Raw genomic sequence first — 19191 nt, forward strand, 5'->3', positions numbered from 1 at the left:
TTCGCGTGGAGAGACGTCCGCGAAACAGGCCGTCTGGTGACCTGGTCTCAGCACCTCGGTCGAGATGCTTAGACACGAAAGGGCTCGCCAATGCCATCCGTTCTCCGTCCCTTCCCCCTCGGCTCCGCCGCAGCTCTCGCTCTGGTCGTGACGCTTACCGGCTGCTCGTCCGGGGGCTCGCCCAAGCCGTCATCCGGAGTCGGCGACGTCACCGCCGCGGCGGCGAAATGGGGGGCCTGCATGCGTGACAACGGCGTGCAGGTCGAGGATCCCAGTCCGCAGCAGTTCTCACAGGGCATCACCTCCCTGCCGGCCGGGGTCGACCGGGCGACCTTCGACACGGCTTCGCAGAAGTGCGCGGGGAAGCCCGAGGATCGCGGGGTCGATGACGAACACCGGGCCACGCCGGAGAACATCGCGAAGTGGAAGAAGCAGGCGGAGGCCGTCACCTCCTGTCTGGACGAACACGGTGTCACCGGTGTTCCTGCGCCGAACGACGTGGGCGCCGTCGACTTCAGCAAGGTCGATCAGGAGAACCCCGCGTTCAAGGAGTGGCTTCCCAAGTGCGAGAAGATGCACGCGCCCGACACCGAATCGCTGGGCCTCTGATGCGCCGACGCACCATCTGCATGGCGGGGGCCGCGGCAGTCCTCGTGCTCGGGGGCGCGTGTGTCGGCGCCATGGCCCTGACCGTGCCGCAGCCGGCGGTGGCGGAGTCGCGCATCGCGACGTCCACCGTCGCCGTCACGCGGGGCGACCTCGTCGACAGCACCCTCTACCCCGGGGTCCTCGGCTACGGGAGCCCGGAGCCCCTCGAGGCGTCGGCGTCCGGCGTCGTCACATCGATCGCGGCTTTCGGGTCAGTCGTCCGCCTGGGAGGCACCCTGTACACCGTCGACGAGCGTCCCGTGGTGGCGTTTCACGGTGCTCTGCCGGTCTATCGCACCATGTCGTGGGGAATGAAAGGGGGAGACGTGCGTCAGCTCAACAGCAGCCTCCGAGCCCTCGGCCACGCCACGGTGCCCGATTCCGACGAATTCACCAGCGAGACAGCTCGAGCTGTCAGCGCCTGGCAGAAGGAGCACGGCCACGTCGCCGACGGCATCATCGGCGCCGAGCAGATCGCCTTCGTGCCGGGTGACGTGCGCATCGCGGCCGTCACCGCCCACGTGGGATCCTCGGCCTCGGGGCCGATCGTCGACTACACGTCGACGCGACGGGTCGTGACGAGCACCGTGAGCACTCGACAGGCATCCGCATTCGCCGTCGGCGCCAAGGTCGAGATCGGGTTGCCCGACGGTTCGACGGCGAAGGCCACGGTGGTCGGGCAGACCTCGCAGGTCGACGCCGACTCGAGTGTGGGTGATGCGCCGGGCGACTCCACCGTCGAGGTCACGATGGCGCCCACCGGGCCGGCGACGAAGATCGCCGGCGGGGAGCGATCCGTCGACGTGCGTGTTCCAGGGGTGACGAGGAAGCACGTGCTCTCCGTCCCTGTGGCCGCCCTTGTCGTCGACGAGAAGGGCGCGTACGAGGTCGAGACGAAGTCGCCGAAGGGAACCGTTCGGGTGCATGTCGAACTCGGTCTCTTCGCGCAGGGGCGGGTCGAGATCAGCGGGAACGGCATCACCGAGGGAACGAAGGTCGTGGCGCCCGCATGAACGGGCCGGTCATCGACCTCCGGCAGATCTCGAAGTCCTACGGCGATACCGAGGTGCTGCACGAGGTCGACCTCTCGGTCGAAGCGGGCGAGATCCTCGCGATCGTCGGGCCGAGCGGCTCCGGAAAATCGACCATGCTTAACATCATGGGCACGCTGGATCGGCCCACCTCGGGCAGTCTCGCCCTTGCCGGCCACAGCGTCGAGCATCTCTCCGATGACGACCTCGCCGAGCTGCGCGCCGTTCACATCGGCTTCGTGTTCCAGCACTTTCACCTCTCCGCGGGGGCCAGTGCCGTTGAGAACGTCGCTGACGGACTCCTCTACAGCGGTGTGCCCCGGGCTGAACGGCTTGCACGAGCCGCCACAGCACTCGACCGCGTGGGATTGTCTCACCGACTCGCGCATCGCCCGCCTCTCCTCTCGGGCGGAGAGAAGTAGCGAGTGGCGATCGCCCGCGCCGTGGTCCGCAATCCGAGCGTGCTCCTGGCGGACGAGCCCACCGGGGCCCTCGACAGCGTGTCGGGAGCCAACGTGCTCGACATTCTTCGGGGACTGAACACCGATGGCACCACCGTCGTCATGATCACGCACGATCGTGATCTGGCCGCGTCGCTGCCTCGGAGCGTGAGCATGCGCGACGGCAGGCTCTCGGCTCTTGGCTGCGAGACTCCCGGAGGGATTCGATGAGGCGCCGCCCCGCGAGCCAGGTCGTCAGAGGGCGACGTGCGGGTGTCAGTGGCGGCGACCTCGTCCGACTCGGCCTCTTCGGACTCCGGACTCGGCCGACGCGGGTGGTCCTGTCCGCTCTCGGCATCGCCATCGGAATCGCCGCCATGGTGTCCGTGGTCGGCATCGGCTCGTCGAGTCAAGCGCAGCTTCAAGGCGTTCTCGACCGACTCGGCACCAATCTCCTCGCTGTCTCGCCGGGCAAGTCCCTTTCGGGCGAGACCATTCCGCTGCCGGCCTCCGCCGTCGGTCAGGTCGGCCGAGTGCCCGGGGTGCTGGAGAGCGCGGGCACGGGGGTGGTTCGCGGCGCCCACGTCTATCGCAACGACAAGATCCCCGAGCTCCAGACCCGCGGGCTCGACGTCCGCGCCGGTTTCGACGACGTCCCCGGGATCCTCGGTGGCGGTTTCCTCTCGGGGTCGTGGCTGCACCGGTCGGGCACGAACAGCACTCCCTCGGAGAAGTCCCTCGGATCGCCTTCCGAAGTCGTGCTGGGCAGCCACGCCGCCTCGGCTCTCGGCGTCGAACGAGTCACGGGAGTCGAGCGGGTCTGGATAGGAGGCAGCTGGTGGACCGTCGTCGGCATCCTCGAGCCGCTCACGCTTGCAAAAGACCTCGACTCGTCGGTGTTCGTCCCCGTCGAGGCGGCAGCCTCGCGCCTCGGTTTCGACGGAGTGCCGACGCAGGTCTACGCGCGGGCCGACCCCGCCCATCTCGACGCCGTTCGCGCCGTGCTTCCTCGAGCCGCCAACCCCGGGGCCGAAGCCGGGGCCACCGTCTCGCGCCCTTCCGACGCGCTCGAGGCACAGCAGGCGTCCGAGGCCTCGTTCACGGGCCTCCTCCTCGGTCTCGGTCTCGTAGCGCTTCTCGTGGGCGGTATCGGAGTCGCGAACACGATGGTCATCACCGTCCTCGAGCGGCGCGCAGAGATCGGTGTCCGTCGAGCCCTGGGAGCACGCCGGCGACACATCCGCGACCAGTTCCTGATCGAGTCGCTCTTGCTCGCCCTCCTCGGCGGGGCCTGCGGCGTCGCACTCGGATCAGCGGTCACGGTGGTGTTCTCGGCCATCGAGGGCTGGCCTCCCACCGTTCCGATCTGGGTGGTCGCTGGCGGCGTCGGCTCCACCGTCGCCATCGGGGGACTGTCGGGCATCTATCCCGCTTGCCGAGCCGCATCCGTTCCCCCGACTTCGGCTCTCGCGGCGGCTTGACCGGTCACGCTCGCCGCTGTCCCAGGTGCCTGCGCCCCGGGGAACGGCGAACGCCCGGAAGACTGCAACGCGAGTTGTTCGCTGCGGGATTCCGGGCGTCGCACCGATCCGGTGTGGTGCGTGCCAGGCTGCGGGTCTCTCGCCTGGCAGAGAGTGAGCACCGCTGTAGGGACGGCGCTCCAAGGAGTTCGCAGTGCTCCCGAAGAGGGTTTGGAGTGTTCAAGAAAATCTTTCGGGGCCTCAGCGGGACGGCGTCTCGATGAGGACCGTCGTGGCCTTGACGATGGCGATAGCCGCCGATCCGAGCTCGAGTCCGAGCTCGCGCACCGCCTCTGAGCTCATCAGCGACACCACGCGGAACGGCCCGCACTGCAGCTCGACCTGGGCCATGACGGTGTCCATCGTGATGTCGGTCACGAGGCCCACGAAGCGGTTGCGGGCGGAGCGGCCGACGTCGGAGGGATCCTCCGGCAGCACCGAGTTCTTCCGAGCCAGCTGGGCCAGAGCCAAGCCGTCGACGACGGTGCGACCCGCCTCGTTCTTCGACGCCTCGAGGGTGCCGTTGTCGATCCATCGCCGGAGGGTGTCGTCAGAGACCCCGAGGTACCGGGCGGCTTCGCTGATTCTGATCTGGGGCATGCCCGGATCCTAGAGGCCCGACAGGGTTTCGGCACGGGCGACCGGCGGCGTCCGGCAGGTGAGGAGGCGCCATTCCGAGGCCGCTCGACCCCGGATCCTGCCCGTCCACCCCGGCCCGGACCGCCAGATGCTGACGGCGATGATCACGGCGAGAGCCACGCCGAGTGTCGAGGCCCGCACGTAGGCGAAGGGCCAGAACTGCCGGATCGAAATCGCGAGCGCCAGCGTCAGCCATTCGATCCGGCCCGTCATGGCGACGAACGGGATCAGCAGGAGTGCATACCAGGGGTACCGGGGGCTCAGAACGAACAGGAAGGCGCCGATCATCACCAGCTGTCCGAGCCAGACGGTGTGGACGTCGGACGTGCGCCAGGCGATGACGGCCACGACGGCGAGGATGACGACTGCCAGCACGGTCGTCGCCGTGCCGTGCACCAGCAAGTAGACCAGCGCGAACCTCGACCCGTCGTTGACGCCCTCTTCTTGAAGGTAGCCCGGAAGGTAGCCGAGCACCTTGGGGCCCGTCGACACGACATAGGGCACGTAGAGGAGGGCGAAGACCGCAATCGACCCGAGGATCACGGGAAGGGGCTTGCGGCGGAGCAGGGCAGGGGCCGCGACCACGGGAATCAGCTTGACCGCGATCGCCGCTCCGAGTGCCGCGCCACCGCCCCAACGGCGGATTCTGGAATGACCCTCGGTCGCCACCAGCGCGGTGGCGAGCAGGCACAGCCCGGCGGCCAGAAGGTCGACGTGCGAGTTCGTCACCGCCTCGGAGGCGACGAGGGGGCACCACCCCCAGAGCGCGGCCCAGCGCGGATCGAGTCCGCGGCGTCGCAGCAGCACGAGGAGCCCCGCGGTGATCGCCAGGCTGATGAGCAGCCCCGATGCCTGCAGTGGCCAGTACTCGGCCTCGACCGGCACGACCGCGCGCACGGCGGCGAAGTAGAGCTCCGCCGCCGCCGGGTAGATGGTGAAGACCCGGGGTCGGTTGATCGCCGTGCACAGGAGGTCTCCTGACCCCTTCTCGTGCGTGGTCATGATGCGGGTGCCGGTGCACTGCTGGGTGCCGTCGGACGCGGTCGTCGGCGTCGGGAACAGCCATTCCGGCTTCAGCTGGGCCGTCGCAGCCGAGTTGGGCGCATGGGCGTAGGGCGAGACGCCGGCGTTCTGCACGATGCCATCCCACGCGTATCGGGCCGAGTCGGTGCTCGTGTTCGGCGGCCCCGCGATGGCGGCGCCGCCGATGAGCGCCGATCCGATGAGCACGACGACCGTGGCGGCCCGCGCGGGTACCCGTTGCAGAAGCACGACCGCACCGACGAAGAGCAGCCAGCAGACGATGGTCCAGATCTGGAACGAGTGTCCGACACCGGGTTTGTAGAAGCCGAGCGTCACGACGCCCCAGGCGATGGTCGCGGCGACGACGGCCGAGCCGAGCAGGGCGAGAGGGGTGCGCACGTTCCTACTCTGCCCGAACCGAAGCCGGTTCCGGTCCGAACTCCTTACGCGACTGTGACATCTCGAGCCGATCCGCTTGAAACGGGCCGCCGCTCCTTCCGATCATGGTGAGATTCAGTATGCGAGAACTGCTCTACGGACTCCGACGGTCGATGACCTCGCCGAACCGCAATGCGCGGACGGCCGTGGTCATGGGCCGACTTCTCGGCCTGGCCTTCGTCATCTGCCTGGGTACCGGCCTCTACAGCCACTTCCTCCAAGAGCCCGCGGCCTGGATGTCGTTCCCGACGAAGCCCGTCTCGCTCTACCGCTGGACTCAGGGCATCCACATCACCGTCGGCATCGCCTGCTTCCCGCTCCTGTTCGGCAAGCTCTACGCGGTGTTTCCGCAGCTTTTCAAGTACCCGCCGATCTCGTCTCCCGCGCAGATCCTCGAGCGTGCGTCGATCGCCCTGTTCGTCGCGGCGTCGCTCGTGCAGATCTTCACCGGCCTGCTGAACACCTTCCAGTACTACCCGTGGCCGTTCCCGTTCAAGCAGGTGCACTACGCGCTCTCGTACGTGATCATCGGTTCGCTGGCGGTGCACATCGGCGTCAAACTGCCGATCATCGCTCGCTACTGGCGGGGGCGCGACAGCTACGACGCCGAGGGCCGCTTCCTCGTCGACGAGAGCGTCGGAGTCGACGAGGTCCCGCCCACGACCCAGCGGGTGGCGCGCGAGAAGCTGGCGACGATGGGCGTCGACCCCGACGACCTCAAGGATCCGCGGATCGTCCTGCCCGAAGACGTCACCCGCGAGGTCGTCGCCGCTCGCGCCCCGTCCGGTCTCATCGGCCGCGTCTTCGAGTGGATCGACCGCACTCCCACCATCGACCCGAAGACCTCTCGCCGTGCGTTCTTCGGCGCCGTCGGCGTCACCACGGCCGGCCTCGTCGCTCTGACCGCGGGCCAGTCGGCCACCCCGCTCTCACCGATCAACGCCTTCGCGCCGCGCAAGAACGGCCTCGGCCCGAACGATCTGCCGATCAACCGCACCGCGGCGGCCGCCCAGGTGCTCGAGACCGCCACCGACCCGGGGTGGGAGCTCACGGTGGTTCGCGGATCCTCGTCTCGCACGTTCTCGCTCGCCGACCTCCAGGCGCTGCCCCAGCACGACGCCGCGCTGCCGATCTCCTGCGTCGAGGGCTGGAGCCAGATGGCCGACTGGAGGGGCCCGCGACTGCGCGACATCGTGGCGCTGGTCGGCGCGAGCGACTCCGACAGCCTCCGCATCACGAGCCTCGAGAAGAAGGGCGGCTACCGGGTGACCCTCATGGGAGCCGAATACGTTCGCGATGAGAACACCCTGGTCGCCCTCCACCTCAACGGCGCCCGGCTCGACATCGAGCACGGGTATCCGGCGCGCATGATCGCTCCCGGCCGCCCCGGCGTGCTTCAAACCAAATGGTTGAGCCGACTGGAGGTGCTGTCGTGAAGATCGCTCGCGGAATCCTTCTCGGCCTCGGTGCGGCGGCGATCCTGTTCGGCGCCTACGTCATGGTCGACACGGTCAAGCCCAAGAACATCTGGGGCCTGGTGACCTGGCTGATCGGCGCCGTGATCATCCACGACGGCATCATCTCGCCGGCTGTCGTCGCCATCAGCCTCGCGATGCGCAAACGCGGTCGCAGGGTCCGGCCCGCCGTCATCGGCATCATTCAGGGCGCCATCGTCGTCGGCTCGATCTTCACCCTCGTCGTCGTGCCCGAAATTATCCGCAAGGCCAAGGGTCCGAAGAACGTCACGGTGCTGCCGTTCGACTACGCCGACCGGCTGGCGATCCTGTGGGCGGTTATCGCCGTGCTGGCTGCGCTCGCCATCGTGGTCTACCTGCGGGTGGTGCGCCGGCGGGCTGAGCGTCCGTAGCCCCTGCGTCCGCCGCAGCCCGCGATGCACCCCCTGTTGGCCACGATCGGCCTGGCAATCGGGGGGTGTTTGGCCATCAGGGGGTGCGTCGGTGATTGCGGGCCGGACTCGCGCCGGCTTCAGCGGCGCCTACGCGCGAACGAGCCGGGCGAACACGCGCCCGTCGATACGCCACTCCTGGTCGACACGCAGGCCGGCCGAGGCAGCATGGCGCGCCATGGCGTCGGCGCCGACCTCGGCCCAGGGGAAGTCCGAGGAGGCGCGACCGTGATCGTCGACGACGTGTGCCGAGAAGACGGAATCGGCCTCGTCGCGGGGGGAGGCCTCGACGATGACGGCGCCGGTCGCAGAAAGCAACTCGCGGCAGCGGTTCAGCAAGCGCACGGGGTCGCCGCCGATTCCGATGTTGCCATCGAGCAGGAGGGCCGTACCCCAGTGACGTTCGCGGGGCAGGCGCTCGAAGACCGTCCGGCGCAACACGGGGAGACCCGCGTTCCTGGCGACCGCGACGGCGGCCGGAGAGACGTCGATGCCGAGTGCCACGAAACCCAGCGCGATTCCGGCCTCGACCATGCGACCCGGCCCGCAGCCGATGTCGAGCACGGGGCCACGCTCGGCCGCGAGCAGGGCACGGTCGACATCGTCAGCGGCTGCCATCCAGCGGCCGAGGTCGTAGTCGCCCGAGCCCGGTTCGGTGGATCCTTCGCCGTGGGATCCTGAACTCTCGCCGCCCGAATCGGAGCGGACGAGAGTCAGACGCCCTTCGCGGCGCAGCGCATGCGCGTAGGGCTCGGCGCCGCCGGCACCGAAGGTGGCCTCGCGGCCCAGTTCGGCGATGGTCATTCGGTGCTCCCGAGCGCGTCGTTCAGCACGGCGGCGAATCGGCCGCCGGGAGCGGCTGCGGCTGCGGCGATCGCGTCGTCGATGTGATCGACGTCGGTGAGGGTGCGGAGTCGGCTCACGCGGAGCCCGGCGGCCGCGAGGCGCGCGAGCTGGTGCGCTCCGGTGTCGTCTCGCGACATGGGCACGCCGCGCACGAGTGAGCCGTCGGGGTCGCGCAGGCCGAGGGCCCAGAACCCGCCATCCGTCGAGGCGCCGTACCAGGCGTCGACATCGCTCGGCCACTCACCGTCGAAGGCGGGGGCGAGGTCGTCGCGCACCAGCTGGGGGGTGTCCATGCCGATGAGCACGGTCGGCCCGGTGACCTGGTCGAAGAGCGCAGCGATCCGCTCGTCGAGGGGGCCGGTCGTCTGGGGGATCACATCGAACTGTTCGGAGCCGACCGGCGGTCGGTTGCCATCGAAGAGAAGGATCCGACGGCTCGCCGGCAGCGAATCGGTAGCGAGCAGGGTGTCACCGAGGCTGGCAGCGGCCACCTCCGCCGCCTGCTCGAGCGACAGGGGTGGGTGCAGCCTGGTCTTCACCTTGCCGGGAAGACACTCCTTTGCGATCACCACCAGGGTCGTCATGCTCGTGCCTGGCGGAGGAGTTTCGACATGTCTTTGATTGCGCGAATCGTTCCGCGCACCGTTCCGGTGACTTTGCTGCGCCCGACCCGGGGGGAGTAATCGATGTCGAGTTCGCGGATGCGCCAGCCCGCCTCGGAGGCGCGGAGCACCATTTCGAGCGGGTAGCCGCTTCGGCGATCCTGGAGGTCGAGGGCCAGAAGCCCCTCTCGGGAGGCGACTCGGAGGGGACCGAGGTCGTGGAGGGCCACACCGGAGGCCTTCCGCATCAGGCGGGCGAGAACGAGATTGGCGAACCGCGCGTGGAGAGGCCAGGCCCCGCGGGTGGTCGGGCGGCGGCGGCCGAGCGTCAGTTCGAATTCTCCCGCCAGCACGGGGGCGGCGAGCCGAGGGAGATCGCCCGGATCCATCGAGCCGTCGGCATCGCAGAAAGCGACGAGTGGTGCCGTTGCCGCGAGGAGGCCGGCGTGGGCAGCCGACCCGAAGCCGCGCCGGAGTTCGGTCACGACGAGTGCCCCGTGGGCTCGGGCCACGTCGGCTGAACCGTCGGTCGAGCCGTTGTCGACGACGATCGCGCGGTAACCCTCGGGCAGCCGTGAGAGGACGCCGGGAAGGGCGGCAGCTTCGTCGAGGCAGGGCAAGACGACGTCGACGGCAGAAAACGGCATTCCCTGAGAGTACGGGGCGGCGCGGGTCTTGGGCCGTTCAAGGGATTACAGGAGTCGAACGGATGAGGAGTGTGTACGACATCCAGGCTCCTTAGGGTAAAATATCACACATGCCGTACCCGTCAGTGTCTTCGCCTGCCCTTCCGCCCTCGTCTCCGTCGCAGGCGCCGGCGTCGACTCAGCGAAGCGTTCTCGTCGTCGAAGACGATCCGGTCATCGCCGACGTGGTCGTGTCGTATCTCGTCTCGAACGGGCACGCGGGTCGCCTCGCCGTCGATGGGCTCGCTGCCGTCGAGGCCGTTCGCGAGACGCCACCCGATCTGGTGCTGCTCGACCGGATGCTGCCCGGAATCGACGGACTCGAGGCCTGCCGACGAATCCGGCTCTTGACCGACGTGCCCATCATCATGCTGACCGCTCTGGGACAGGAGCACGACCGAATCTCAGGTCTCGAGGCTGGGGCGGACGACTACCTCGTCAAGCCGTTCTCGCCCCGAGAGCTCATGCTCCGGGTCGAAGCCGTTCTCCGACGCACTTCCTCGCCGGAGGAGCCCCCGACGACGATCGTGGCAGGCAGGTTCCGTCTCGACCGCGCTCGTCGCGAGATCGCGGTCGACGGGCGCCCCGTCTCGCTGACGGCACGCGAGTACGACCTCCTGGCCCATCTGATCACACACCCCGATCGGGTGTTCCGTCGCGACGAGCTGCTCCGGTCCGTGTGGGACTGGGAGCTCGGCGACCTCTCGACGGTCACGGTGCATGTGCGGCGGCTCCGAGAGAAGATCGAGGAGGATCCTTCGTCGCCGGCCAACCTGCTCACAGTGTGGGGCGTGGGCTACCGATTCACCCCGGGAACGGCGCGGTCGTGAGCCTGAGCGAGTTCCTGCTCGTCGTCGGCTGGGCGCTGGGTGCCGCGATCGTGGTCGGCTCCGTCGCCGCGCTCGTTCTCCGCCCCCTGCGACGCCTCTCGCTCGTGGTCCAGATTATCTTCGTCGCGGTGTCGTCCATCGCCGCACTTGTCGCCGGCATGTTCGTCGCCGCCGACCAGATGTACCTCTCGGCTCATGATTTCACCGTCTTCCTCTGGGTGGCGGTCGTCGCGGGCACCGTCTCGACCGGTCTCGCGGCGGCTCTTGGCCGGTCGCTGATCGGCAACAGCCGGGCACTCCTGCAACAGGTGCGGGCCGTCGGAAGCGAAGAGGCCTCGGCCTCGCCCATCGCACCGGCGGCTAATGAATTCGCCGTCCTCGCTCGTGAGCTCGCCGACTCCGATGCGCGACTCCGCCGATCGCGTCAGCGGGAGGCCCGGGCCGAGGCAGCGAGGCGCGAACTCGTCGCGTGGATCTCGCACGACCTGCGGACGCCCCTGGCGGGTCTTCGAGCCATGACCGAGGCGCTCCAAGACGGCGTGGTCGTCGATGAACCGCGCTACCACGGTCAGATGGCGGTGCAGGTCGAGCGTCTCGGAAGCATGATCGACGACCTCTTCCAGCTCTCGACCATCCACTCCGGGGCGCTCCGCCTCACACTGCGCACGGTGTCGTCGGCGGAGCTGCTGAGCGACATCGTGACCGAACTCGAGCCGGTCGCGGCCGGTCGAGGCGTACGGCTGGTCGTCTCGGACGCGCGCGACGTATCGCTCGAGGCGGACGCCGACGAGCTCACCCGCGCCGTGGCGAACCTCGTCATGAACAGCATCCGGCTCTCGGCCCCCAACACCGAGATCGTGCTCTCGGCGACGCCCGACCCGACCGGCGACTTCGGCGTGCTCTCAGTGAGCGACTCGGCGGGCGGGATCGACGAGACCGACCTCGGGCGGGTCTTCGAGCCCGGCTGGCAGGCGAATACGGCACGCACGCAGGGCGTGGGAACGACCACCAGCGGGGCCGGCCTGGGGCTTGCGATCGTCAACGGGATCGTCACGGCGCATCGAGGCCGAGTCACCGTCCGCAACATCGAGGGCGGCTGTCGGTTCGACGTGTTCGTGCCCGCCTCGCTCGTCGAGTGAGCAAAGTGAGAAGGCGGCGGCGACAGCGGGCGCTTGCGCTCGGCTCCGGGACGGCGAGGTGGTGCCCTACACGCTGGCGCGCAGGGAAGCGGTTGCGAACTCGCGCATGCCCTCCTCGAACGACACCGAAGGCTCCCACCCGAGCTCGCGGCGAAGGCGTTCCGACGAGGCAGTGATGTGGCGCACGTCGCCCGATCGGTACTCGCCGGTCACGATCGGCGAAGGCCCGCCCGCGTGGAGGGCAAGAGCGGCAGCCATCTCTCCGATGGTGTGGACTATCCCGCTGCCGACGTTGAAGGCCCGGTAAGCCGTCGGATCCTGGTCTCGCGTCCACTCGAGGGCGGCGATGTTCGCCGAGGCGATATCGCGCACGTGCACGAAGTCGCGTCGCTGGGCTCCGTCTTCGAACACGCGGGGGGCCTCGCCGCGTTCGAGCGCCGAGCGGAACAGCGAGGCGACTCCGGCGTAGGGGGTGTTCTGCGGCATGCCGGGGCCGTAGACGTTGTGGTAGCGGAGGGCGGCGGCGCGACCGCCGGTGCTCCGGGCCCACGCCGTAGCGAGGTGCTCCTGGGTGAGTTTCGTCGTGGCGTAGACGTTGCGCGGATCGAGCGGGGCATCTTCGGCGATGAGCTCGGGTGCGAGCAGATCGCCGGCGTCGTCGCGCGGATCGAAGATGCCGGCATCGAGGTCGGCGATGCGGCGAGGCGCGGGGCGCACGATGCCGGAGGGGCCGCGGTAGGCGCCCTCGCCGTAGACCACCATCGACGACGCGATCACGAGACGGTCGACGCCCGCGCGAGACATGGCTGCGAGCAGCACGGCGGTGCCGAGGTCGTTCGACGAGACATAGTCGGGGGCGTCTTGGAAGTCGACGCCGAGACCGACCTTCGCGGCCTGGTGGCACACCGCGTCGACGCCGAGCAGAGCTTCGTCGACGGCGGTGACGTCGCGGACGTCGTCGCGACGGAAGTCGACCCGAGCGTCGATCGGGGCTGGCCCGCCGTGGACATCCGGCCGCAGGGAGTCGAGCACCCGCACCCGCCAGCCGCGCTCGAGGGCGGCATCGACGACGGCCGAGCCGATGAACCCTGCACCGCCGGTGACAAGGAGCAGAGGGGCGGTGGGCGCGGATCCTTCGGTCATTCGGGAAGCCTCGGATCGCCCGAGACCGGACGCGAGAGAACCGCGTCGACGGCCTCGGCGGGGATGAGCTGGCGAGGCGTGAAGTCGCTCGGGATGGACGCGACGATGCGCTCGATCGCCGCGACGATGAGCGGCTGCGCCTCGGCCAGGCGGGCCATCACGAGTCCGTGGCTGACCGTCTCGACGTCCGCCTCGGCGTCGTCGTCGCTCGGGGCCAGCCCCGCGTCGGCGTCGGTGACGAACGAGAGGTTGACGGTGCCGATGTTGAGCTCGCCGGCGAGAGGCACCTCGGGCACCATCGTCATGTTGACGGTGTGGGCCCCGGCCTGCCGCCACCAGAGCGACTCGGCACGGGTCGAGAACCGCGGGCCCTGGATCACGACGCAGGTGCCGGACGGGGCGAAGGATCCGAGTTCTTTCGCGAGCGCGTCGACCGCGAGATCGCGCAGGGTCGGGTCGAACGGGTCGGCGGCCGACAGGTGCTGCACCGAGCCCTGGTCGTAGAAGGTGTCGGCACGGCCCCAAGTGCGGTCGATGAACTGGTCGGTGATGACCATCGTTCCCGGCGGGTAGTCGGGGTGCACGCCGCCGACGGCCGACGACGACACAATCGCCTTGGCGCCGAGGGCCGCGAGGGCCCAGATGTTCGCGCGATACCCGATCTGGTGCGGCGGCACCGAGTGGTCGCCGCCGTGCCGGGTGAGGAACGCGACGCGTTTGCCGCCGAGCTCGCCGATCGAGACGGGGCTCGACGTGGGGCCGTACGGGGTGTCGACGATGACCTCGTCGGATGCCCCGCGCGGGAACAGCGAATAGAGACCGGAGCCGCCGATCACGGCGACGTCGACGCGGGGAAGCGCGCCTGTGGACAACTCCCGAGGTGCCTGCGACATGAATGCGAGACTACTGGGACAGCCCCGTCCGAGAGTGAAAGCGAGGTGCGAGTGCGCACGATCGAAGAGCATCAGCGAGCGATCTCCGAGCTGGTCGAGGCGGCTCTGGCGTCGCGGGGCACCGAGATTCTGCCTGTCGCGGCGGCTGCCTCCGGGTCCTTGTCGCTCGGCCCGGCGTCTCGCGGGCGCGAGCTCGTGCACGACGTGATCGCGCCGCTCGATCTGCCGCCGTTCGACAACTCCCAGATGGACGGCTATGCGGTGCGCTCGTCCGACCTCACCGCGGGGCCACGGGCGCTGACCGTCGGGCGAAGGATCCCGGCCGGCGTCGCTCCGCCACCGCTTCTTGCCGGTACGGCCGCCCCCATCATGACCGGCGCCGCGATTCCCGACGGCGCCGACGCCGTCGTCCAGATCGAGCTCGCTGATCCGCCGCGGTTTCTCGACGAGGTGGCGGGCCCGGCCTCCGTGACTCTGCCGGGGTCGGTCCCCGCCGGCCAGTTCGTCCGGTCTCGCGGCTCCGATCTGCCGGGCGGGTCTGTTCTGCTGGAGCGCGGCACGGTTCTGCGACCGGCGCACTGGGGTGTGCTCGCGTCGTCGGGTGTCGAGACGGTCGAGGTGATCGCCCCGCTTCGCGTGATGCTCGTCTCGACGGGGGCCGAGCTGGCGATGGGCCCGGGCAACCTTGGCGCGGCGAAGATCCACGACGCCAACACGGCCGCTCTGGGGTCGGCGATCGCCTCCCTCGGGGTGCACGTGTCCACCTACCAGGCGACCGACGACGTCGATGCCTTCCTCGCGTTCATCCGGGGCCTCGGCGGGGCCGACCCCACGACCGCCGACGGTGCCGCCATCGACCTCGTCGTGACGACCGGCGGTGTCAGCGCTGGCGCCTACGAGGTCGTCCGCGAGGCGCTTCACGATTGCGGCGTCGAATTTGGCTCGGTGGCGATGCAGCCGGGCGGGCCGCAGGGTTGGGGCGCGGTCGACACCGAGCACGGCTCTCTACCGATCGTGTGCTTTCCGGGCAATCCCGTCAGCGCGCTCGTCTCTTTCGAGGCATTTCTCCACGAGCCGCTCGCCCGCGCAGCGCACGCCGCCTTCGCTGATCGCGATCGTCGGGCGCCTCTCGCCGAGGCCGCCGACTCGCCGCCCGGCAAGCACCAGATCCGTCGCGCCAGGCTCGACGCCGACGGCCGGGTTCACTTCGTCGGCGGCCCGAGCTCGCACCTGCTGCACCACTATGCGCAGGCCACCGTGCTCGCGCACATCCCGTTCGGCGTCTCACGGGTCGAGCCGGGCGACGAGGTCGTAGTGTGGGCCCTCGATGAGTGATTCAGGGTTGTCGCACGTGCGCGCCGACGGCAGCGCCCACATGGTCGACGTGACCGAGAAGGCCGAGACCAAGCGTGTGGCGACGGCACAGGCCGTGCTTCGCACGCGATCCGACGTCGTCGCGATGATCGCTGACGGCTCCCTGCCGAAGGGCGAGGCGCTCGGCACGGCCCGCGTCGCCGGAATCATGGCGGCCAAGCAGACGTCGAGCCTCATCCCGCTCTGCCATCCGCTCCCGATCGGCTCCGTCACGATCGACTTCGAACCGGGCGACGAGTCGGTGCGCATTCTCGCGACCGTGTCGACGCGAGGCGTGACCGGTGTCGAGATGGAGGCGCTGACCGCCGCCTCCGTCGCCGCCCTGACCCTGTACGACATGATCAAGGCGGTCGACAAGTTCGCCGTGATCGAGGCGATCCAGGTGCTCGAGAAGTCCGGCGGCAAGAGCGGCGACTGGGCTCGCGACTCGCAGGGTGCGCAATGACCGACCCACTCTCTGCTGCTTCCGCTCCGGTCGTCGTGCCACGGACGGCCCTCGTCATTGTCGCCTCGACGCGCGCTTCCCGCGGCGAAGCCGAGGATCGCACCGGCCCGGTCATCGCCGCCTGGCTCCGCGAGCGCTCCTTCACTCTCGACGACCCCGCGGTCGTCGCCGACGGCGAGCCGGTCGGCCAGGCCCTCATCGGCGGCATCGCCCAGCCCGTCTCGGTCATCATCACGACGGGCGGCACGGGTGTGACTCCTACCGATGCCACCCCCGAGATGACTGCGCCGCTGCTCGACAAGCGCCTCCTCGGGCTCGAAGAAGAGCTCCGGCGCCGGGGTGTCGCGCACACTCCCACTGCACTCCTCTCGCGGGGGCTCGTCGGAATCGCCGGCCGCACTCTCGTCGTCAACCTCCCCGGATCGCCCGGGGGAGTGCGCGATGGCCTCGACGTTCTCGGCGGCGTGCTCGACCACCTCCTCGACCAGCTCGGCGGTGGCGGGCATGGATGACGACGTGCGCCGGATCCTGGAGCCCCGCGTGCTCCTCGCCCGGGTGACCGCCGATCCGCTCAGCGTGGCGGCCTGTTCGGCGCTCGTGCACGAGGCGACAGCCGGTGCTGTCGTCACGTTCGAGGGCGTCGTCCGCGACCACGACGACGGCCGCGGGGTCGCCGCTCTCGAATACGAGGCGCACCCCAGCGCGAGCGACGTGCTCGCGGGGGTGGCGGCCGACATCGCGCGGGCTCATCCCGAAGTGGCTATCGCGGTTGAGCACCGCACCGGGCCGCTCGGCATCGGCGACGTCGCGCTCGCGGCCGCGGTCTCGAGCGCGCACCGGGCCGAGGCGTTCGCCGCATGCGCGCTGCTGATCGACGAGATCAAGGCCCGCGTGCCGATCTGGAAGAAACAGGACTTCACCGACGGCACGAGCGAGTGGGTGGCGTCGCTCGGCTAGACCCGCGCGATCGGCCCAGACGCTCGCGATCGGCCCAGACCCTCACGGCCGGCGTAAACACCGCTCCTAGGCAGGTGTTTACGCCGATCGTGAGGGTCTGACGGTCGAAGCGCGCGCCTACACCGCCGCTGCGTGCGTTTGTAGGCGCTGTGCGTGTCGCGCCGTGCCCTCCTGGCACGGCGCGGCACTCACACCGCCTACCCTTGACGGGTGGCCCACCTTCTCGGCGCTGAAGCGCTTCACCTCGAATTCCCCACCCGTGTGATCTTCGAAGGCGTGACCCTCGGAATCGACGAGGGCTCACGCATCGGCGTCGTCGGCCGCAACGGCGACGGCAAATCGACCCTCATGTCGCTCCTCGCCGGCCGCATGGAGCCCGACTCCGGCCGCGTCACCCGCCGCCGCGGCATCACCATGGGCGTGCTCGACCAGCGCGACATCCTGCCCCTCGACTCCATCGTGAGCGAGGTCATTGTCGGCGACCGCGACGAGCACGAGTGGGCCGGCGACGCCCGCATCCGCGACGTCATCTCGGGCCTCGCCACCGACATCCCCTGGGATTCCACGATCGGTGCCCTCTCGGGAGGCCAGCGCCGCCGCGTCGCGCTCGCAGCCCTCCTCGTCGGCGACTGGGACGTCCTCTTCCTCGACGAGCCCACCAACCACCTCGACGTCGAAGGTGTCGCCTGGCTAGCCGAGCACCTCAAGCGCCGCTGGTCGCCGCGCGAAGGTGCACTCGTCGTGGTGACTCACGACCGGTGGTTCCTCGACGAGGTCTCGACCGACACCTGGGAGGTGCACGACGGCATCGTCGAGCCCTTCGAGGGTGGCTACGCGGCCTACGTGCTGCAGCGCGTCGAGCGCGACCGATCGGCCTCCGTCTCCGAGGCCAAGCGCCAGAACCTGATGAAGAAGGAGCTCGCGTGGCTGCGCCGCGGTGCCCCCGCGCGCACCGCGAAGCCGAAGTTCCGCATCGAGGCGGCCGAGACGCTCATCGCCGACGAGCCTCCCGTGCGCGACAAGGTCTCGCTGTCGCAGATGGCCACGTCGCGCCTCGGCAAGCAGGTCGTCGACATCATCGACGTGTCGGTGGACTACGGCGAGCGCAAGGTGCTGAAAGACATCGAGTGGCGCATCGCTCCGGGCGAGCGCACCGGCATTCTCGGCGTCAATGGCGCCGGTAAGTCGACGCTGCTGAAGCTCGTCACCGGGGCGGTTCTGCCGACGACGGGTCGCGTCACCCGCGGCAAGACGGTCAAGTTCGCCGTGCTCGACCAGCAGCTCGCCGACCTCCACGAGTTCGCGAACGAGCGCGTCAATACGGTCGTCTCCCGCTACCGCTCGTCATACGTCTCGGGCGGCAAAGAATTGACGCCCGGTCAGCTCCTCGAACGTCTCGGCTTCACCACCCCGCAGCTCCAGACCGCGGTCAAAGACCTGTCGGGTGGTCAGAAGCGCCGTCTCCAGCTGCTACTCATCCTGCTCGACGAGCCGAACGTGCTGATCCTCGACGAGCCCACCAACGATCTCGACACCGACATGCTCGCGGCGATGGAAGACCTCCTCGACACCTGGCCCGGCACGCTCCTCGTCGTCAGCCACGACCGATACTTGCTCGAGCGCGTCACCGACATGCAGTACGCCGTGCTCGGCGGCGAGATGCGCCACCTGCCCGGAGGCGTCGACCAGTACCTCGAGCTGCGCCGCATCGCGGTCAGCGGCGCGGGCGAGGCGACCGACCGGCCCACCGCGACGCAGGGAGCCTCGGCGACCGTCACCGCGGCGGCCAAGGCCTCGGGGCTGAGCGGCGCCGAGAAGCGCAACGCCGAAAAGGAGCGCGCTTCGCTCGACCGTCGCATGCAGAAGGCGGCCGCCGAGCGCCAGACGCTCCTCGACCAGTTCGCCGCCCACGACCAGAACGACTACGTGGGGCTCGGAGAGCTGCAGAAGAAGGTGGCCGCGATCGAGGTCAAGGCCGACGAGCTCGAGCTGGCATGGCTCGCAGTGAGCGAGAAGCTCGAGGGCTGAGCGGGGGTGGGCCGGATCCTTGGGTTTCGGCCCGGCTTCTAGGCGCCGAGGGTGAGCGACAGCGAGCGCAGCAGCCCGGCGAGCGTCTCGCGGTCGGCGGATGAGAGGTCGCCGAGCAGGCTGCGTTCGGCCTCGACGAGCCGGGTGATCGCGGCGTCGGCAGCGCTACGACCGTCGTCTGTCAGAGACACCAGGATCCCGCGCCCGTCGCTCGGATCGGTGTTCCGCGCGACCAGACCCCGCCCGACCAGGCGGTCGATCCGGTTGGTCATCGTCCCGCTCGACACGAGTGTCTGCGTGAGTAGGGCCTTCGGCGAGAGCGCGTAGGGCGATCCGGCGCGGCGAAGGGCACTCAGCACGTCGAACTCCCACGATTCGAGGTCGCTCGCCGTGAACGCGGCGCGGCGCTCGCGGTCGAGGTGCTTCGCGAGCCGGCCCACGCGCGACAACACGTGCAGGGGCTCGAAGTCGAGGTCGGGGCGCTCGCGGTTCCAGCTGGCGACGATTCGGTCGACCTCGTCGCGCTGTTCTTCGGGCATCGGGCCATTATGTCGCGTGGTCTCGGGGTGCCGCCGGTGCTGGTACGAGTGGGCGGGTGTCGAT

At 69.5% G+C, this 19191-nt stretch carries 22 protein-coding genes; 14 read left to right on the plus strand and 8 right to left on the minus strand.

All coding sequences use genetic code 11. The features are described from left to right. The first annotated feature begins 90 nt into the window (after window positions 1–90). From ITJ49_RS01255 to ITJ49_RS01270, 5 genes are read left to right on the plus strand one after another with little or no spacing between them, the layout of a single operon-like run. Entirely contained in the window at window positions 91–609 is a 519-nt protein-coding gene (locus ITJ49_RS01255; protein ID WP_194600495.1) for a hypothetical protein, read from the plus strand. Next, the gene (locus tag ITJ49_RS01260; protein WP_194600497.1) at window positions 609–1661 is read left to right on the plus strand and encodes a peptidoglycan-binding protein; all 1053 of its coding nucleotides are present in this window, start codon (window positions 609–611) and stop codon (window positions 1659–1661) included. Before ITJ49_RS01255 ends, ITJ49_RS01260 begins: the two co-directional genes overlap by 1 nt. Next, window positions 1658–2101, plus strand: coding sequence for an ABC transporter ATP-binding protein (locus ITJ49_RS17995; protein WP_370544320.1), 444 nt, complete (start codon window positions 1658–1660; stop codon window positions 2099–2101). The genes ITJ49_RS01260 and ITJ49_RS17995 overlap by 4 nt, the downstream gene beginning before the upstream one ends. Window positions 2102–2104: 3 nt before the next feature. Beyond that, entirely contained in the window at window positions 2105–2350 is a 246-nt protein-coding gene (locus ITJ49_RS18000; RefSeq protein ID WP_370544321.1) for a hypothetical protein, read from the plus strand. Continuing rightward, on the plus strand, window positions 2347–3600 hold the full coding sequence (locus ITJ49_RS01270) for an ABC transporter permease (RefSeq protein ID WP_194600500.1): 1254 nt from the start codon (window positions 2347–2349) through the stop codon (window positions 3598–3600). The genes ITJ49_RS18000 and ITJ49_RS01270 overlap by 4 nt, the downstream gene beginning before the upstream one ends. Window positions 3601–3840: 240 nt before the next feature. On the opposite strand, the gene ITJ49_RS01275 is transcribed toward ITJ49_RS01270, so the two are convergent. Next, the gene (locus ITJ49_RS01275) at window positions 3841–4239 is read right to left on the minus strand and encodes a molybdopterin-binding protein (RefSeq protein WP_194600502.1); all 399 of its coding nucleotides are present in this window, start codon (window positions 4237–4239) and stop codon (window positions 3841–3843) included. Window positions 4240–4248: 9 nt separating this feature from the next. Next, the gene (locus ITJ49_RS01280; RefSeq protein ID WP_194600504.1) at window positions 4249–5700 is read right to left on the minus strand and encodes a glycosyltransferase 87 family protein; all 1452 of its coding nucleotides are present in this window, start codon (window positions 5698–5700) and stop codon (window positions 4249–4251) included. Window positions 5701–5819: 119 nt separating this feature from the next. Here ITJ49_RS01280 and ITJ49_RS01285 point away from each other — a divergent pair, with 119 nt between their 5' ends. Both ITJ49_RS01285 and ITJ49_RS01290 read left to right on the plus strand, forming a co-directional pair. Next, the gene (locus ITJ49_RS01285; RefSeq protein WP_194600506.1) at window positions 5820–7175 is read left to right on the plus strand and encodes a molybdopterin-dependent oxidoreductase; all 1356 of its coding nucleotides are present in this window, start codon (window positions 5820–5822) and stop codon (window positions 7173–7175) included. Next, window positions 7172–7606, plus strand: a complete 435-nt coding sequence (locus ITJ49_RS01290) for a hypothetical protein (protein ID WP_194600508.1) — start codon at window positions 7172–7174, stop codon at window positions 7604–7606. Before ITJ49_RS01285 ends, ITJ49_RS01290 begins: the two co-directional genes overlap by 4 nt. Window positions 7607–7735: 129 nt before the next feature. Here the strand turns inward: ITJ49_RS01290 and ITJ49_RS01295 are convergent, their stop codons facing one another. Genes ITJ49_RS01295 through ITJ49_RS01305 form a run of 3 tightly spaced genes read right to left on the minus strand, consistent with a single transcriptional unit; the run spans window position 7736 to window position 9740 of the window. Continuing rightward, window positions 7736–8449: a bifunctional 2-polyprenyl-6-hydroxyphenol methylase/3-demethylubiquinol 3-O-methyltransferase UbiG gene (locus ITJ49_RS01295; protein ID WP_194600510.1), complete on the minus strand. Its 714-nt coding sequence runs from the start codon at window positions 8447–8449 to the stop codon at window positions 7736–7738. Then, window positions 8446–9075 (minus strand): DUF2064 domain-containing protein, encoded by a 630-nt coding sequence (locus ITJ49_RS01300; protein WP_194600512.1) that lies wholly within the window; start codon window positions 9073–9075, stop codon window positions 8446–8448. The genes ITJ49_RS01295 and ITJ49_RS01300 overlap by 4 nt, the downstream gene beginning before the upstream one ends. After that, a complete protein-coding gene (locus tag ITJ49_RS01305; RefSeq protein WP_194600514.1) occupies window positions 9072–9740 on the minus strand; it encodes a glycosyltransferase family 2 protein in 669 nt (222 codons plus the stop codon). Before ITJ49_RS01305 ends, ITJ49_RS01300 begins: the two co-directional genes overlap by 4 nt. Window positions 9741–9850: 110 nt before the next feature. Between ITJ49_RS01305 and ITJ49_RS01310 the strand changes: the two genes are divergently transcribed. Both ITJ49_RS01310 and ITJ49_RS01315 read left to right on the plus strand, forming a co-directional pair. Continuing rightward, window positions 9851–10609: a response regulator transcription factor gene (locus tag ITJ49_RS01310; RefSeq protein ID WP_194600516.1), complete on the plus strand. Its 759-nt coding sequence runs from the start codon at window positions 9851–9853 to the stop codon at window positions 10607–10609. Continuing rightward, the gene (locus tag ITJ49_RS01315) at window positions 10606–11748 is read left to right on the plus strand and encodes a HAMP domain-containing sensor histidine kinase (RefSeq protein ID WP_194600519.1); all 1143 of its coding nucleotides are present in this window, start codon (window positions 10606–10608) and stop codon (window positions 11746–11748) included. Before ITJ49_RS01310 ends, ITJ49_RS01315 begins: the two co-directional genes overlap by 4 nt. Before the next feature lie 66 nt (window positions 11749–11814). Here the strand turns inward: ITJ49_RS01315 and ITJ49_RS01320 are convergent, their stop codons facing one another. Continuing rightward, window positions 11815–12891: an NAD(P)-dependent oxidoreductase gene (locus ITJ49_RS01320; protein WP_194600521.1), complete on the minus strand. Its 1077-nt coding sequence runs from the start codon at window positions 12889–12891 to the stop codon at window positions 11815–11817. Further along, window positions 12888–13784: an MTAP family purine nucleoside phosphorylase gene (locus ITJ49_RS01325; protein ID WP_194600524.1), complete on the minus strand. Its 897-nt coding sequence runs from the start codon at window positions 13782–13784 to the stop codon at window positions 12888–12890. The genes ITJ49_RS01320 and ITJ49_RS01325 overlap by 4 nt, the downstream gene beginning before the upstream one ends. Window positions 13785–13835: 51 nt before the next feature. Between ITJ49_RS01325 and glp the strand changes: the two genes are divergently transcribed. The 5 genes from glp (at window position 13836) to ITJ49_RS01350 (ending at window position 18588) form a co-directional block, all read left to right on the plus strand. Next, complete coding sequence (glp, locus tag ITJ49_RS01330; protein ID WP_370544322.1) at window positions 13836–15119, plus strand: gephyrin-like molybdotransferase Glp; 1284 nt, start codon at window positions 13836–13838, stop codon at window positions 15117–15119. Next, a complete protein-coding gene (gene moaC / locus ITJ49_RS01335) occupies window positions 15112–15603 on the plus strand; it encodes a cyclic pyranopterin monophosphate synthase MoaC (protein WP_194600530.1) in 492 nt (163 codons plus the stop codon). Before glp ends, moaC begins: the two co-directional genes overlap by 8 nt. Next, window positions 15600–16115, plus strand: a complete 516-nt coding sequence (locus ITJ49_RS01340) for a molybdenum cofactor biosynthesis protein B (protein ID WP_194600533.1) — start codon at window positions 15600–15602, stop codon at window positions 16113–16115. Before moaC ends, ITJ49_RS01340 begins: the two co-directional genes overlap by 4 nt. Further along, window positions 16108–16560 (plus strand): molybdenum cofactor biosynthesis protein MoaE, encoded by a 453-nt coding sequence (locus ITJ49_RS01345; protein WP_194600536.1) that lies wholly within the window; start codon window positions 16108–16110, stop codon window positions 16558–16560. The genes ITJ49_RS01340 and ITJ49_RS01345 overlap by 8 nt, the downstream gene beginning before the upstream one ends. Window positions 16561–16770: 210 nt before the next feature. Beyond that, on the plus strand, window positions 16771–18588 hold the full coding sequence (locus ITJ49_RS01350) for an ABC-F family ATP-binding cassette domain-containing protein (protein ID WP_194600539.1): 1818 nt from the start codon (window positions 16771–16773) through the stop codon (window positions 18586–18588). A 38-nt stretch (window positions 18589–18626) separates the two neighbouring features. Here ITJ49_RS01350 and ITJ49_RS01355 read toward each other — a convergent pair whose 3' ends face one another. Next, window positions 18627–19127, minus strand: coding sequence for a MarR family winged helix-turn-helix transcriptional regulator (locus ITJ49_RS01355; RefSeq protein WP_194600542.1), 501 nt, complete (start codon window positions 19125–19127; stop codon window positions 18627–18629). Window positions 19128–19191 lie beyond the last annotated feature (64 nt).

Source organism: Frondihabitans sp. VKM Ac-2883 (assembly GCF_015350875.1).
Taxonomy (GTDB): Bacteria; Actinomycetota; Actinomycetes; order Actinomycetales; family Microbacteriaceae; genus Frondihabitans.